The sequence below is a fragment of the Alsobacter sp. KACC 23698 genome (assembly GCF_045348435.1).
Taxonomy (GTDB): domain Bacteria; phylum Pseudomonadota; class Alphaproteobacteria; order Rhizobiales; family Beijerinckiaceae; genus Alsobacter.
On sequence record NZ_CP157484.1, the window covers coordinates 4,362,971 to 4,377,954 of the forward strand.

Annotated in this window: 16 protein-coding genes; all 16 read right to left on the reverse strand. The window is 68.1% G+C overall.

All coding sequences use genetic code 11. From position 1 onward, the window contains the following. Window positions 1–19: 19 nt before the first annotated feature. The 16 genes from ABEG18_RS20785 to accC all read right to left on the reverse strand — a co-directional run bounded on the left by ABEG18_RS20785 (window position 20) and on the right by accC (window position 14,982). Window positions 20–838, reverse strand: a complete 819-nt coding sequence (locus tag ABEG18_RS20785) for an ABC transporter ATP-binding protein (RefSeq protein ID WP_406854958.1) — start codon at window positions 836–838, stop codon at window positions 20–22. Next, entirely contained in the window at window positions 835–1,887 is a 1,053-nt protein-coding gene (locus ABEG18_RS20790; RefSeq protein ID WP_406854959.1) for an ABC transporter ATP-binding protein, read from the reverse strand. Before ABEG18_RS20790 ends, ABEG18_RS20785 begins: the two co-directional genes overlap by 4 nt. After that, complete coding sequence (locus tag ABEG18_RS20795) at window positions 1,884–2,750, reverse strand: ABC transporter permease (protein WP_406854960.1); 867 nt, start codon at window positions 2,748–2,750, stop codon at window positions 1,884–1,886. The genes ABEG18_RS20790 and ABEG18_RS20795 overlap by 4 nt, the downstream gene beginning before the upstream one ends. Then, window positions 2,750–3,754, reverse strand: coding sequence for an ABC transporter permease (locus ABEG18_RS20800; RefSeq protein ID WP_406854961.1), 1,005 nt, complete (start codon window positions 3,752–3,754; stop codon window positions 2,750–2,752). Before ABEG18_RS20800 ends, ABEG18_RS20795 begins: the two co-directional genes overlap by 1 nt. Window positions 3,755–3,838: 84 nt before the next feature. Next, complete coding sequence (locus tag ABEG18_RS20805) at window positions 3,839–5,746, reverse strand: ABC transporter substrate-binding protein (protein ID WP_406854962.1); 1,908 nt, start codon at window positions 5,744–5,746, stop codon at window positions 3,839–3,841. Window positions 5,747–5,902: 156 nt separating this feature from the next. Continuing rightward, window positions 5,903–6,715, reverse strand: coding sequence for a class I SAM-dependent methyltransferase (locus ABEG18_RS20810; RefSeq protein WP_406854963.1), 813 nt, complete (start codon window positions 6,713–6,715; stop codon window positions 5,903–5,905). Window positions 6,716–6,860: 145 nt separating this feature from the next. Next, entirely contained in the window at window positions 6,861–7,703 is an 843-nt protein-coding gene (locus tag ABEG18_RS20815) for an ABC transporter substrate-binding protein (RefSeq protein WP_406854964.1), read from the reverse strand. 26 nt (window positions 7,704–7,729) lie between these two features. Next, window positions 7,730–8,461, reverse strand: a complete 732-nt coding sequence (locus ABEG18_RS20820; RefSeq protein WP_406854965.1) for an amino acid ABC transporter ATP-binding protein — start codon at window positions 8,459–8,461, stop codon at window positions 7,730–7,732. A gap of 32 nt (window positions 8,462–8,493) precedes the next feature. Then, the gene (locus ABEG18_RS20825; RefSeq protein WP_406854966.1) at window positions 8,494–9,243 is read right to left on the reverse strand and encodes an amino acid ABC transporter permease; all 750 of its coding nucleotides are present in this window, start codon (window positions 9,241–9,243) and stop codon (window positions 8,494–8,496) included. 3 nt (window positions 9,244–9,246) lie between these two features. Next, a complete protein-coding gene (locus ABEG18_RS20830; RefSeq protein WP_406854967.1) occupies window positions 9,247–9,948 on the reverse strand; it encodes an amino acid ABC transporter permease in 702 nt (233 codons plus the stop codon). A gap of 6 nt (window positions 9,949–9,954) precedes the next feature. Next, window positions 9,955–10,704 carry an SDR family oxidoreductase gene (locus ABEG18_RS20835; protein ID WP_406854968.1) on the reverse strand — a complete coding sequence of 250 codons (750 nt, stop codon included), beginning with the start codon at window positions 10,702–10,704 and terminating at the stop codon, window positions 9,955–9,957. A gap of 86 nt (window positions 10,705–10,790) precedes the next feature. After that, window positions 10,791–11,573, reverse strand: a complete 783-nt coding sequence (locus ABEG18_RS20840) for a LamB/YcsF family protein (protein ID WP_406854969.1) — start codon at window positions 11,571–11,573, stop codon at window positions 10,791–10,793. Between the two features lie 10 nt (window positions 11,574–11,583). Next, complete coding sequence (locus ABEG18_RS20845) at window positions 11,584–12,000, reverse strand: acetyl-CoA carboxylase biotin carboxyl carrier protein (protein ID WP_406854970.1); 417 nt, start codon at window positions 11,998–12,000, stop codon at window positions 11,584–11,586. After that, complete coding sequence (locus ABEG18_RS20850; RefSeq protein WP_406854971.1) at window positions 11,997–12,983, reverse strand: biotin-dependent carboxyltransferase family protein; 987 nt, start codon at window positions 12,981–12,983, stop codon at window positions 11,997–11,999. The genes ABEG18_RS20845 and ABEG18_RS20850 overlap by 4 nt, the downstream gene beginning before the upstream one ends. Then, window positions 12,980–13,636: a 5-oxoprolinase subunit PxpB gene (gene pxpB, locus ABEG18_RS20855; RefSeq protein ID WP_406854972.1), complete on the reverse strand. Its 657-nt coding sequence runs from the start codon at window positions 13,634–13,636 to the stop codon at window positions 12,980–12,982. The genes ABEG18_RS20850 and pxpB overlap by 4 nt, the downstream gene beginning before the upstream one ends. Next, the gene (accC, locus tag ABEG18_RS20860; protein ID WP_406854973.1) at window positions 13,633–14,982 is read right to left on the reverse strand and encodes an acetyl-CoA carboxylase biotin carboxylase subunit; all 1,350 of its coding nucleotides are present in this window, start codon (window positions 14,980–14,982) and stop codon (window positions 13,633–13,635) included. Before accC ends, pxpB begins: the two co-directional genes overlap by 4 nt. Window positions 14,983–14,984 lie beyond the last annotated feature (2 nt).

Consider the following 14,984-nt stretch of genomic DNA (forward strand, 5'->3'; position numbering starts at 1 on the left):
CGAGAAGGGGTTCTGAGTTTCAGGAAGCGAGAGCCCGCGGCGAGTCGGGCGTCAGCACCGCCTCGCGCAACTGGCGTGAATAGGGATGCTGAGGGGCGGCCAGCACGGCGCGGGCGTCGCCCGCCTCCACGACTTCGCCCTTCTGCATGATGATGATGCGGTCGCTGATCGAGTACGCGGTCGCGAGGTCATGCGTGATGTAGATGATCGAGATGCCGAGCTCGTCGCGCAGCGCCTTGAACAGGTTGACGATGGCCATGCGCAGCGAGGCGTCCACCATCGACACCGGCTCGTCGGCCACGATCAGCTTGGGGTTGGAGAGAAGCGCCCGCGCGATGGCGACGCGCTGCAATTGCCCGCCCGAAAGCTCGTGCGGGAAGCGGCCCTTGGCCTCCGTGAGCGACAGCCCGACCTTGCGCAGCGCCTCGTCGGCGAGCCGCTCGGCCTCCGCGTCGTCGCGCGCCGCCCCAAACCGGCGGGCGGTGAGAAACAGGTAGCGGTCGAGCTGCTTCAGCGGGTTAAAGGCCTCGAACGGGTTCTGGAAGATCGGCTGCACGGCGTGCATGAAGCGCATCCGATCCGCCTTGCCGTGCAGCGCGCCGACGTCGAGGCCGTCGAACTGCAGGCTGCCGCCGGTCGGGCGCTCGATGCCGAGGATCATGCGGGCCGTGGTGGACTTGCCGCTGCCGGACTCGCCGATGATCGTGAAGATCTCGGCCTTGCTGGCGTCGATCGTGAAGGACAGGTCCTTCACGGCCTCGATCCGGCGGCGGCGAAAGAAACCGCCGCGCGCGAAGGTCTTGGACACGTGGTCCAGCCGCAGCAGGGGCTCGCTCATGCGGCGGCTCCCGGGTTCACGGCGTGGCAGGCCACCCGGTGGCCGGGCAGGCTCTCCACCATGGGCGGGACCTGCCGGGCGCAGACCTCCATGGCGAGCGGGCAACGCGGATGGAAGCGGCAGCCGGTCGGCGGATCGGCGAGGTTGGGCGGGCTGCCCTCCAGGCTCTTGCGTGGCGTGTCGTCGCCGATGCGCGGCAGGCTGCCGATGAGGTACACCGTGTAGGGATGCAGCGGCCGGGAGAAGATCTCCGGCGTCGGCGCCTCTTCCACCAGCCGCCCACCATACATGATGCCGAGCCGGTCGGTGAGATGCGCGTGCACGCCCATGTCGTGCGTGACGAACAGCACCGAGGAGCCCATCTCCTGCTGGATGGATCGGATCATGCCGAGCACGTCCTTCTGGACGATCACGTCCAGCGCCGTGGTCGGCTCGTCCGCGATGATGAAGTCCGGCTTGCAGATGGTCGCCAGCGCGATCGTGACGCGCTGGCGCATGCCGCCCGAGAGCTCGTGCGGATAGGCCCGCAGCACGGCCGGATCGAGCCGCACACGCGCCAGATGAGCGACGACGCGCTCCTCGAACTGCTTGCGTGAGCCGCCAAGGTGCCGCCAGGCGAAATCCTGGAAGGTGCTGATCACCCGGCGCATCGGGTTCAGCACGTTCATGGAGCCTTGCATCACGTAAGAGAGGTGGCGCCAGCGCACCCGCTCCACCTCGGCCGCCGGCGCGGCATGGAGGCCCGGATAGCCCGGCATGAAGCTGAAATGGACGCTGCCGCCCACCACCTGCAAGGGCGGCTTGATCGCGCCCGCGATAGTCTTGATCAGCGTGGTCTTGCCCGAGCTGGATTCGCCGGCCAGCCCGTAGATCTCGTTGCGGCGCACGTCGAAGGTCACGCCGTCCACGGCGCGCACCTCGCGGCTGACGCCAAAATGCTGCGTCCGGAAATGCGCCTGGATGTCGTCCACCCGCAGCACGGGATCGCGGTCGGCCGCGGGGCCGGCAACGGGCGAGGTCGGGGCGTGGAGCGCCACGGGGCCGCTCATCGCGCGCCTCCGCCCATGCGGCTCAGCCGGCTGCGCGGGTCGATGTACTCGTTCATCGACACGGCCAGGAGGAAAAGGCCTACGAAGGCCATGATGACGACCGCGATCGGGAAGGCGATCCACCACCAGATCCCGGCCACGATGGCGGTGTGCTGGTTGGCCCAGTAGATCATGCCGCCGATGGTGGGGGTGTTGATGTCCGTGAAGCCCAGCACCGAGAGCGTCACCTCCAGGCCGATCGACCAGTTCATGTTGTTCATCGTGGTCGAGAACACGATGGGCATGACGTAGGGCAGGTGCTCGCGCACCAGGATCTCGCGGGTGCTCATCCCTGAGAACACGGCCGTCTGGCTGAACTCCCGCGTCTTCAGGCTCATCGCGACGGCGCGAATCAGGCGCGCGTCATAGGCCCAGCCCAGCGTCGCCATGATCATGGCCAGCATCAGCCACGTCATGCTGTCGCGCATGACGAAGTAGAACAGCACCAGGATGGGAAAGAGCGGGATGACAATGAAGGTGTCGTTCACGGCCATCAGCGCGCGGTCCACCCAGCCGCCCTTGTAGCCGCTCAAGAGCCCGATCACGAGCGACAGCACCCGGCTGATCAGCGCCACCGTGAGCCCGAACAGCAGCGTGTTGCGGATGGCGACGCAGACCTGCCAGAACACGTCCTGCCCGCGCGAGGTGGTGCCGAACCAGTAGGCGGTCGAGGGCGGAACGTCCGGCGGCACGACATAGACGTCGCCGGGCGGATAGGGCGAGAACACGGACAGGACCGAGAGCCCGACCACGATCCCGACCAGGATGATCCCGATCCGGAATTCGAGATTGTATTTCAGGAGGTCGCGCAGGATCGCCAGCATCAGGCCACCTGCACGCGTGGGTCGAGAAGCGGGTAGAGGAGGTCGATCGCCAGCACGCCGGCCGAGACGCCCAGGATCGAGATCGTGGTGACGCCCAGCACGAGCCCGTAGTCGCCGGCGTAGACGGCGTCCACCAGCAGCGTGCCGACGCCCGGATAGCCAAACACTTTCTCGGTGATGATGGCGCCGTTGAAGATGCCGCCGAGCGACATCGCCAGCCCGGTCACCTGCGGCCCCAGCGCGTTGCGCATGACATAGGAGCCCAGGATCCGCCCGCGGTTGACGCCGCCGAGCTCGGCGAACTGCACGTAGTCCTCGGTGACGATGTTGGACACCAGCGACCGCATGCCGAGGAACCAGCTGCCCACCCCAATCAGGATCAGCGACAGGGCCGGCAGGATGGAGTGCTTCAGCACGCTGCCGATGAAGGCCAGCGTCCAGCCCTGCGGCAGGTTCATGGCCGAGCCGCCCGTGATCGGCAGAACCGGCCACAGGAAGCCGAACACCACCAGGAGCATCAGCGCGACGATGTAATAGGGGATCGGATGCAGCCCCATCGCGACCACGCCCATCAGCTTGAACGAGCGGCTGCGCTGGTAGTAGCCGGCGAGGCCGCCGAGCAGGTTGCCGAGCGCCCAGGTCACCAGGGTCGAGACGAACAGCAGCCCCACCGTCCACGGCAGGGCCCGCCCGATCAGGGCCGACACCGGCGTCGGAAACGCCGACATCGACGGCCCGAAATCGGCTCGCAGGATGCGCGACCAGAACGTGAGGTACTGCTCGCGCCAGGAGCCGCCGACGCCATAGAGCTCCTTCAGCGACTGGCGCATCTGCTCGATGGCCTCCGGCGCGGTGTTGCCGAAGGAGGTCACCGCCGAGATCGATTGCTCGACCGGGTCGATGGGCGTGGCGTGGGTGACCACATAGGCGATGTTCACGCCGATGAAGACGACCAGCACGAATTGCCCGAGCCGCTTGGCCAGGTAGGCGAGGTAACCGCTCATGGGCCTTCCGGGATGCGGGGGGCTGTCGGGCGGCGGACCCTTTCCGCCGCCCGTCTCCGGACGATGTCGAGGCGCGCCCGCGCCTTACTTGCCGGTAGGCTTCAGCTTCACGAGCATGTAGCGCGAGTTGCCCCAGTTCGTGACCGGGTTGGCGTAGGGGTTCTCGGCCGTCGGGAAGCCCGTCCAGTAGGTCTGGTCCATCGCGGTGAACACGTTGTAGGCCATCAGCGGGATGGTCGGCATCTCGCGGGCCACGAGCTTCACGTAGTCCTTGCCGAGTTCGATCGCCTTCGGGTCGTCGAAGTCGATCGTACGCGTCTGCTCGATGATCTTGTCGAGCTCCGGGCTCGACCAGCGCTGCCAGTTGCGCAGCGGCTGGGGCTTGCCCGGCTCGGCGACGAACTGGGAGTGCCAGCTGTCCATGAAGTAGGACAGGTCCTGGTGGCCGCCCCACGTCTCCACGCTCCAGCCGATGAAAGTGTCGAAGTCGCCGGCGCCGCGCCGCGTCAGCAGCGTGCCCTGCGCGACGTCGATCTTGGCGTCGATGCCGGCCTGCTTCCATTGCTGCGCGATCATGCTGCCGGCGCGGGTCATCACCGGGCGAAGGTCGCCCTCCACCATGACGCGGATCGTGAACGGCTTGCCCTCGGGCGTCTGCCATTGGCCGCCGACCTTCTTGTAGCCGGCCTTCTCCAGGAGCTCTTGCGCCGCCTGCGGGTTGGTCTTCCACCAGCCCATGCCGAACGCCTTGGCGATCTCCTTGGGATCCTGCGGGATCTGCTCACCGAGCGAGGGCCGCAGCATGTCGGCGATCTGCTTGCCGACGGTGGGGTCGTAGGGCTTGATCTTCTGCTTGCCGGTGTCGACCTCGAAATCCTTCAGCCAGGCCTCCATGGGCTGGTGATAGGCCTCCGGGTGCTTGCCGGTCGGCGGCACGCCGATGGCCGAGATCGTCGCCGCGCCGCGATACGCCGCCATCGCGACGGCCTTGATGTCAATCAGCAGCGCCAGCGCCCAGCGCACGTCCTTGTTCTTGAAGTTCTCGTTCTGCGTGTTGAACACCAGCGCCGGCAGGGTCGGGTCCGGGTGGCCATACGGGAAGCCCTTGAACCAGGCCGTGGTGGTCTTGCTCTGCTTGGCGAGCGTGAACATGCCCTCGGGGGCGATGTCGTGGATCACGTCGAGCTCATGGTTGAGCTGCGCGATCACGCGCTTGTCCGGCGGGCCCGGGTCCACATAGGCGAGGTATTTCGGCCCGGGCTTGCCGAAGCGGCCGAGCGAGGTGCGCTGCCAGTCGTCGCGCAGCTGCCAGATGTACCACTTGCCGTCCGGGTCGAAGCTGTTGAGCGTATAGGCGCCCAGCGACACCGGCTTGTTGAAGTCGAATTTCAGCGGGTCAGCGACCTTGTCGAAGACATGCTTCGGCATGATCCAGATGCCGGCCCACCTCACCGTGAAGTTGGTGTGGAAGCGGGAATTCGGCTTCTTCAGCTTGAAGATGACGGTGCTGTCGTCCGGCGTCTCCATGCTCGCGACGTTGTTGGCCAGCACGGCGCTGAAGCGCATGTTGGGGTTCTTGATCTGGGTCTCGACGGTGCCGACAACGTCGGCGGCCGAGAACTCTACCCCGTCGCTCCAGAAGATGCCCTTGCGCAGCTTCACGGTCATCTCGGTGAAGTCAGCGTTGTATTTCGGCTTCTCGGACGCGAGCGAGTTGTCCCACACGCCATCGATCCCGCTTTCCGGGTCGATATACCAGAGCGTGTCGAGCGCGGCTTGCTGCAGCCCGTTCGACTGGCTGCCGGCATTGATGGCCCAAATGTTGAACCAGCCGGCGTTCTTGATCGTCCCCTCAGGATTTTCGAGGATCAGCGTCTCGTTTCGAGGAATATTCTGAGGGATACCCTGAGAATAGGCCACGGATGTGAGACCGAGAAGACTTGGCCCGATGGCGCATGCCGCCAACAGCCAGGCACGAGTTGTGCGGCTCATCTGATCCTCCCTGATGCGGCGCTTTGTGTCAGCGTTCGCTTATCTCAGGAGCATAGATCGCGCCCAGTCCATCAACAACCAGCTTTCGGATGTGTATCCGAAGGATGGATACAATGAGTCCGCAACCGCGCCTCCGCCCGCTGGCCGCCTTCCGGATCAGGCGACCGCCTCGACAACATGGGCCTTCAAGGGGCCTGACAGCGGGCCGCTCCCGAAGCGCTGCTCCAGCGCCGCGGCGGCGGCCCGGGTCGCCCGGTCGAGCCCCTGCGGGTCTCGCGCCTCGATCTCGCCGCGCAGCGGCGTGCCCTGGCAAAACGCGGTGGCGACCGTGAGGGGCGCGTCCGCGCGGCCCACCTTCGCCAGCGTCGTGATCTCGATGGCGGAGAAGCCGGCGTCCTGGACGTCGCGGCGGATAAGCTCCACGTCGTGATAGCCGTGCGGCGTGCGGGACATGAACCGAGGCGGGTCATCCGGATAGAGCTTCCCCAGGGCGTCCTGGACCACCAGGGCGAAGTCGTTCTCCTCGATGCGGTCCCACACATTGAAGAGGAAGCGGCCGCCCGGCTTCAAAAGCCTGCGCGCCTCGCGATAGCCCGCGACCCGATCGCCGAAGAACATGGCGCCGAACTGGCACAGGACGACGTCGAACGAGGCGTCCTCGAAAGGCAGGCTCAAGGCGTTGGCCTCCCGCCATGTCAGGCGGCCATCCCCCTCCTGCCGGCGCTGCGCGCGGTCCAGCATCGGCTTGTTCAGGTCCGTCACCACATAGCGCGCGTCGGGCCCGAGCTTCGGCGCCAGCACGCGGGTCACCGCCCCGCTGCCGGCCGCGGTTTCCAGCACGGCGCCGGGCGACAGGGCCGCGACCCTTCCGGCCAGATCCTCGGCGTAAGGCTCGAAGATCAGCGGGACCATCAGGCTGTCATAGACCTCGGCGATCGACCCCGAGAAGTTCCGGTCGGTCTGCGTCATATGAACTCTCGGCGGCAGGGAGGAAGGTCAGGTCAGATTAGACCAGCCCGCCGGAATTGCACGCTGCGAAAGGGCCGAGACAGGATGGGCGCGGGCGAAGAGCGGCCCATGGCCGCCGCTCTTCGCCCAGTCGCTCAGGCGACCGTCAGGGGATCGGCTCGAACTTCAGTTCGCTGAGCGGCACGACCTTGTCGGTGCGGGTCATCTTGAACTCGGTGTCCGGGCCGAGCCACTTGTTCCAGTTGGCGTTGAGGAAGCCGGAGTCGTCCAGCTTCTTCAGGGTGGCGTTGACCTTGGCCAGCAGCGCGGGCTCGTCCTTCTTCATGCCGATGCCGATCGGCTGGAACACCATCGGCTCCTGGATCATCTTGAGCTCGACGCCCTTGGTCTTGGACTCGTTGACCAGCTTGGTGATCGTCATGGTGTTGGCCACCATGCCGAGCGCCTTGTTCTGCTGCACGGCCATGAAGGCCGAGCCCGTGTCCTGGAAGGTCAGCGGATCGGAGCCGTTCATCTTGATCGACATCTCGGAGGTCGAGCCCTTGGTGGACGCGAGGCGCTTGCCCTTGAAGTCGGCCTTGGTCGTGCCCGGATCGCTGGCCTTCACGGCGAGCATCTCCTTGGCGAGATAGTAGGGGTCGCTGAACTGGATCTGCTCGGCGCGGCTGAGCGTGTACGCCAGGTTGGCGATGGTAAGGTCGACGCGGCCGAGCTTCACCTCGGGGACGCGCGCCTCGACGGAGAGCGGCGTGATCTTGGCCTCGACGCCCCAGTCCTTGGCGATGGCGGTGCAGAGGTCGACGTCGTGGCCGGCCATCTCGCGCGTCTTGGTGTCGGGCGCGGCGAAGGGCGGCACGTCCGCGAAGGTGCCGCAGCGCAGCTCCTTGCGGGCCATGATGTCGGCGAGTTGGCCGGCGCTGGCCGGCGTCGCGAGCGACAGAACCGCGGCGGCGGCCCACAGGGCCAGCTTGGGTGAAACGTTCGACATGGTATCCCCTCCGGTGATGAACGTGGCTAGTGCCGCAGGTCCGACAGGAAGCGCTTGGCGCGCTCGTGCTGCGGATTGCGGAAGAACGCGTCGGGCGTGGCGGTCTCGAGGATCCGGCCCGCGTCCATGAACCAGACGCGGTCGGCGACTTCCCGGGCGAAGCCCATCTCGTGGGTGACGCACATCATCGTCATGCCCTCCGACGCGAGGCCGCGCATGACGGCCAGCACCTCGCCGACCATCTCGGGGTCGAGCGCGCTGGTCGGCTCGTCGAACAGCATCGCGGGCGGCTCCATCGCGAGCGCGCGAGCGATGGCGACGCGCTGCTGCTGTCCACCGGAGAGCTGCGCCGGAAAGGACTCGACCTTGTTGGCGAGGCCGACCCGGTCAAGAAGGCGCAGGGCCGTTTCGCGCGCCGCCTCGCGCGGCACGGCGTTGATCTTGATCGGCGACAGCATGACGTTGTCGAGCGCCGAGAGGTGCGGGAACAGGTTGAAGCTCTGGAACACGAAGCCGATGCGGCTGCGCAGGCGGTTCAGCTCCTTGCCGCGCAAGCGCCCGTGCACCTCCTGGCCGTCGAACCGGATGGACCCGGACTGGATCTCCTCCAGCCGGTTCACCGTGCGGATCAGCGTCGACTTGCCGGAGCCCGACGGGCCGCACACCACCACCACCTCGCCACGGGCGACGTCGGCGTTGATGTCGATCAGCGCCGGGACGGCCCCGTAGCTCTTTTGCACGTCGGAGAACGCGATCATGGGTGCGCCATCGGGCGCGGGTTGGATTTGGGTCATGGCTCCACCGTGGCGGCGGCTGCGTTGAGGGCGAGGGGCGTGGCCGGCAGGCCGGAGCGCTTGGCTACGATGCGGCGCTCCAGCAGGATCGCGGCGCGGGTCAGGCTCCAGCACACGGCGTAGTAGATCAGCGCCAGGATGAAGAAGACCTGGAAGGGCTTGGTCAAAAGCTGGTTGTTGATCTGGTTCGCCGCGAAGGTCAGCTCCGGCACGTTGATGACGTAGCCGAGCGTCGTTTCCTTGATGGCCGAGACGAACTGGCTGAGAATGCTGGGCAGGACGTTGAACAGCGCCTGCGGCAGGATGATGTACAGCATGGCGCTGGCGCCGCCATGGCCCAGCGCCTTGGCGGCCTCCATCTGGCCACGGCCGAGCGCCACGATGCCGCCGCGCACGACCTCGCTCAGGAAGGCGCCCTCATAGATCACCAGCGTGACCAGCATGGTGGCGAAGCCCGGCACGTTGTAGCCGGTGATGATCGGGACCATGAAATAGGTCCAAAGGATCAGCATCAGCAGCGGCACGCCGCGCGCGATGAAGACGACCGCGGTGGCCGGCCAGTACAACAGCGGCGATCTCGACAGGCGGGCGAGCGCCAGCAGGATGCTGACCGGAAACGCCAGCGCGATGCTGAGCGCGGACAGGATCAGCGTGGCCGCGAAGCCGCCGAGCGGCCCGTTGGGATATTGGCCGATCAGCAGCAGCAGCCAGTTGTCGCGGACGATGGTGACGATGTCGGTGATCATGGCTCACCGCCCCCCGGCGAGCGCGGCGCGGCGCATCAGCAATTCGCCGGCCGCCATGATCATGAGCGAGCAGACCAGATAGGCGACGGTCGCGATCAGGTAGACCTCAAAGGTCCGGAAGCTGATGTTCTCGACCTCCTTCACCGCATGGGTGAGTTCGGCGACGCCGATCGCCATCGCGAGGCTGCTGTTCTTGAACAGCGAGACGCTGTGATTGACGAGCGCCGGCAACGCGTTGCGCACCGCCTGCGGCATCAGCACGTAGCGCAGCGCCCCGATGCGGCCATGGCCCAGCGCGCGGGCGGCCTCCTCCTGGCCTGGCGACACGGCGCGCAGCCCGGAGCGCAGGTCCTCGCTGAAATACGCGGCCTGGCAGAGGCCGAGCCCGATGATGGCGAAGATCGACTCGGCGTTGTGGTCGTTCAGCCAGTACTGCGCCTGGTCCGGCAGCAGGCTCGAAACCCCGAAATACCAAAGGATCAGCTGCACCAGCGTGGGCACGTTGCGGTGGTAGGAGACATACGCGATGGCGACGCCTTCCAGGATGCGCGAAGGCGCGAGCCGGATCGCCAGCAGGACAAGCGCCAGCGACATCGCCAGGCACCAGGAGCCGATGGCGATGACGAAGGTCATCTCCAGCCCGTGGAGCAGCAAGCGGCCGTAGTCGGGGTTCAGCAGGATCGCGAGTGGATCGAACCCCTTCATGGCGCGTCAGCCCGCCTTGGCCGGCTTGGCGGTGGAGAGGCCGCCCGGGACCTGCAAGGTGGGCGTGATCTCCATGTGGCCGATATTCACCGCGCGGGGCGCGGCGATCGCGAACGCGATGGCGTCCGCGATGTCCTTGGCCTCCGGGAGCTCGTAGCCCTCGATGAAGCGCTCGCGGATCTCGGGGCTGTCGCCATGCACATGGGCGAAGATGTCGGTGGCGACGCGGCCGGGGCAGATCTCGGTGACCCGGACGCGGCTCCCGAAGGCGTCGATCCGCAGCTGGCGGGAGAGCATGCTCACCGCCGCCTTGGTGGCGTGATAGGTGGAATTGCCGCCGAAGTTATAAGCGCCCGCGATGGACGAGATATTGACCACGTGCCCGCGGTCGCGCGCCACCATGCCGGGGACGACCAGCCGGGTGAGGTGCAGCACGGCGCGCAGATTGACGTCGACGAGGAGGTCGATGTCCTCGGGGTCGGCGTCCAGGAACTTCTTGGGCCGGTCCACGCCCGCGTTGTTCACCAGGATGTCGAACTGAACCTTGTCGGTCAGCGCGACGAGGCCGGCCCGGTCGGACACGTCCAGCACATGCGGGATGCAGCCGCAGGCGTCCGCGAGCTTGCGCAACGCGTCGCCGCTGCGTGCGAGGGCGTGCACCTCGAGGCCTTCCGCACGGATGCGCTCGACCACGGCGGCGCCGATCCCGGAAGAGGCTCCTGTGACGAGCGCCGTCTTGTAATCGGAGAAGGGCATGGCGGTCCTGCCTGTGTTGCGTGAACGTTAACGGCAAGCCGTCCGGCGACGCCAAGACCGTTTGTCTGTGGAGCGATAAGCGGCCCTTATGCCCCGGTCTCTTCGGCCATCAGGGCAGAGACGGGCCGGATGCTGCCGCCGCCCGTCTCGATCTCGGCGCGGATCTCGCGCGCCAGCGCCACCGCGCCTGCCGTGTCGCCATGCAGCAGGATGCTCTGCGCCGGCGAGGCGATCACGGTTCCGTCGTAGGTTTCCACCACGCCGTCGCGGAGCAGCCGGCGCACGCGCGCCAGCACGGCGTCCCGGTCGTGGATCACCGAATTCGGCAACCGCCGCGGCACGAGCAGCCCCTGCGCGTCATAGGCACGATCGGCCAGGAAGGTCACCGCCACCCGCAGCCCGCAGGATGCGGCGGCGCCCTCGATGGCGCGGCTCGTGGACGACACGACGATCAGCGCCGGGTCGAACCGCGCGACGGCTTCCACGAGCGGGCGGGCCAGCGCCTCGTCGGCCGCCGCCATGTTCCCCAGGGCGCCATGGAAGCTCATGTGGGTCATGCGGGCGCCGTTGGCGCGCGCGACGCCGGCCAGCGCGCCGAGTTGGTAAACCACCATGGCGGCGAGCTCGGCCGGGTCGATCTGCATGGGCCGGCGGCCAAAGCCCTGCCGGTCGGGAAACCCGACATGGGCGCCGATGTCGACGCCGCGCGCGGCGGCGGCCCGGACGGTCTGCTCCATGATGAGCGGGTCGCCCGCATGGAAGCCGCAGGCGACGTTGGCCGACGACACCACATCCAGAAGCGCCTCGTCGTCGCCCATTCGCCAGGGGCCGAAGCCTTCCGCCAGATCCGCGTTGAGGTCGATCGGCATCAAAGCCTCCTCAGTCCAGCGCCAGTGTGAACAGGGGTTCGCCATATCCCACCAGCGCGCCGTTCTCGGCGGGCAGGTCGTCCATGACGCCGTCGGCCGGAGCATAGACGGGCGCGAGCAGGTCGCCGATCCGGATCAGTCCGATCCACTGGCCGGCGGCGACGTGCTCGCCCAAGCGCGCCAGCGGTTCGTCGCGGAGCGGATGGGCGACGAGAAACGTTCCGGCGATCGGCGCCCGGACGACGGCTTCGTCGCGCGACGCCGCGTCGGCGGTTCGCTCATCCCCTCGTCCGGCGCGCGTCACCGCGCCATCCGCGGAGCGTTCGAGCCGCAGGGAGCCTTCGGGCCCCTTCAGCACGAGCACGTCGATCCGGGCCGCTTCCACCCAGGCGGCAAGCTCCGAAACGCGGTCGAAGATCGACGTCATCGGCCCGTGCTCCGGTTGCGAAACAGCCCGATCAGCCGGGCGATCTCGTCGAGCCAGCGCTCGTTGGCAGCGGCGGCCTCGATCGCCTCGTCCCACGTGGTTTGGACGAAGCGTACCGACGCGCCGATCGGGATCTGGCCGAGGCGCCAAAGGTCGGCCTCGATCACGGTCGCGATCTTCGGATAGCCGCCCGACGGCTGGGCGTCGCGCATCTGCACGATCGGCTGGCCGCCATGCGGCACCTGGATGACGCCGGGCACGATGCCGTGCGAGCGCAGTTCGAGCGGCGCGGACGGCGACAGCTCCGGCCCGCTCAGCCGGAAACCGTAGCGGTCGCTCTGGGGCGTGACCTTGTAGGCGCCGGACCAGAACGCGTCGCGCGAAGCTTGCGTGAAGCACGCATATTCTGCGGCGGGCAGCACCCGGATGGCCGCAAGCCCGTCGATTTCGCGGGCCATCGCGAGCCCGGGCGGCGTGATCCCGCAAAACACAGGGGCCGCAGGGCCGGTCGGACCGACCGTCAGAACGTCGCCCGGCTTCAGCGCGCGCCCCTCATGGCCGCCGATGGCGCCCCGCAGCTGCGTGCTGCGCGAGCCCAGAGCCGGCGCCGTGTCGACGCCGCCCGCCACGCACACATAAGCGCGGGCGCCGCGCCAGCGGCCCGGGCGCGGATGGTCGAGCCGCAGGCGCTGCCCGGCGCGCACCGGCGCGCTGGACCAGGGTGGGAGCGGCGTTCCGTCCAGGGTCGCGGCGCAATCGGCGCCCGTCACCGCAACTGCTCCCTCGGCCAAGAAACGCAGCTCGAACGGAAACAGCTGCGCCTCGATGGCGGCCGCGTTCCGGTCATTGCCCAGCAGGAGGTTGCCGCAGATTAGCGCCAGCGGGTCCATCGCGCCCGCATAGCCGACGCCCCAGCGCAGCGCGCCGAGCCGCCCCAGATCCTGCACCGTCGCAAGCGGCGCGCCCGAAAGGATCTCGATCATCGGATCACCTTGGCGGGCCGGAACACGATGCTGTCGCCCGGCTGCAGCAGGACGGGCGGATCGTTGGCGATGTCGAAGAACCGCATCGCCGTGGTCCCGATCGTGTTCCAGCCGCTGGGACCGTCAGACGCCGACACGCCGGTCTGCGGCCCGCCGATCGACACCGCGCCGCCCGGGATCTTGAGCACCGGCGTCTTGCGCCGGGGCGTCGCGATGCGCGGGTCCATGCCGCCCAGATAGCAATAGCCGGGGTGGCTCCCCACCGCGTAGACCGGATAGGTCGGCGCGCTGTGGATCGCCACGATGTCGTCCACCCGCAGCCCCGTGTGGGCGACGACGTCCTGCATGTGCGGACCGCCCTCCCCGCCGTAGACGACCGGCAGCTCCAGCACGCGGCCTCCCAACGGCAACGGCTCGATGGCGGCCCAGCAACTGGTGAGCCGCTCGCGCAACGGCTCCGTGAAGCGCGGCGGGCGCGCGAAGGTCACCATGAGGTTGTTCATGCCCGGCACGGCTTCGCGGACCTCGGGCCAGGTCTCGGCCTCGCGCGCCAGCGCCCAAATCCGGCGCTGGGTCTCCAGCGTGGTCTCGCCCGGCGCCTCGAACAGCAGCGCGGTGACGCCGAGATGGCTGATGGTGGGCGACGCGCTCATGCGGCGTCTCCGCGAAGGAGGGCTTCGAGGTGGTGGATGTCGACCCCGCCAGTCTGGAAGCCCGGGTCGCCCAGAATGCGCCGGTGCAGGGGAAGATTGGTCTTGATGCCCTCGATCCGCATCTCGTCCAGCGCGACGCCCAGGCGGGCCAAAGCTTCATCCCGCGTCGCCCCGTGCACGATCAGCTTGCCGATCAGGCTGTCGTAATAGGGAGGCACGACGGCGCCCGCGCTCACATGCGTGTCGATGCGCACGCCTGGCCCGCCGGGCGCGTCGAAACGCGTGATGCGGCCAGGCGACGGCGTGAAGGTTTCGGGATCTTCGGCGTTAAGCCGGCACTCGAACGCGTGCCCCACGCAGGTCACGTCGGACTGAGCCAGGCGGAGCGGCTGGCCCTGCGCGACGCGGATGCCCTCCGCCACGATGTCGGCGCCGGCGGTCATTTCGGTGACGGGATGCTCCACCTGCACGCGGGTGTTCATCTCGATAAAGAAGAACGCGCCGTCCTCCACCAGGAACTCGAAGGTGCCGACGCCCTGGTAGCCGATGCGCCGGCAGGCCTGCGCGCAGCGCTCGCCGACTTCGGCGACGAGAGCCGCCGGCAGACCGGGCGCCGGAGCTTCCTCGAGCACCTTCTGGTGGCGGCGCTGCAGCGAGCAGTCCCGGCTCCCTAGCCAGATCGCCTGGCCGTGCGCGTCGGCGATGACCTGGATCTCGACATGGCGCGGTCGGCCAAGAAACTTCTCAACATAGATCTGCGGGTTGCCGAACGCCCGGCGCGCTTCCTCCCGGGTCAGGGCCAGCGCGTCCATGAGAGCGGTTTCGCGCTCCACGATGCGCATCCCGCGCCCGCCACCGCCGCCGGCCGCCTTCAGGATCACCGGATAGCCGATCGCGGCCGCTGCGGCCCGGATCGCGTCCGGGTCGTCCGGAAGCGCCGAGTCGGGCCCCGGCACGCAGGGCACGCCCGCCTCGACCATGGCCCGCTTGGCCGCGACCTTGTCGCCCATGATGCGGATCGAGGCCGCGCTCGGGCCAATGAAGGTCAGCCCAGCCGCCGCGACCGCCTCCGCGAAGTCGGCGTTCTCGGACAGAAAACCATATCCCGGATGGATCGCCTGGGCGCCGGTCGCCTTCGCGGCCAGCAGAATGGCTGCGGCGTCGAGATAGCTGCGCGCCGCCTGGGCGGGCCCGATGCAGACCGCCGCATCGGCGAAGCGCACGTGGGGCGCGTCGCGATCGGCCTCCGAATAGGCCGCGATCGTGCGCAGGCCGAGCGTCCGGCAGGCGCGCTGGATTCGAAGTGCGATCTCGCCGCGGTTGGCGATCAGGACGGAGCTGAACATGG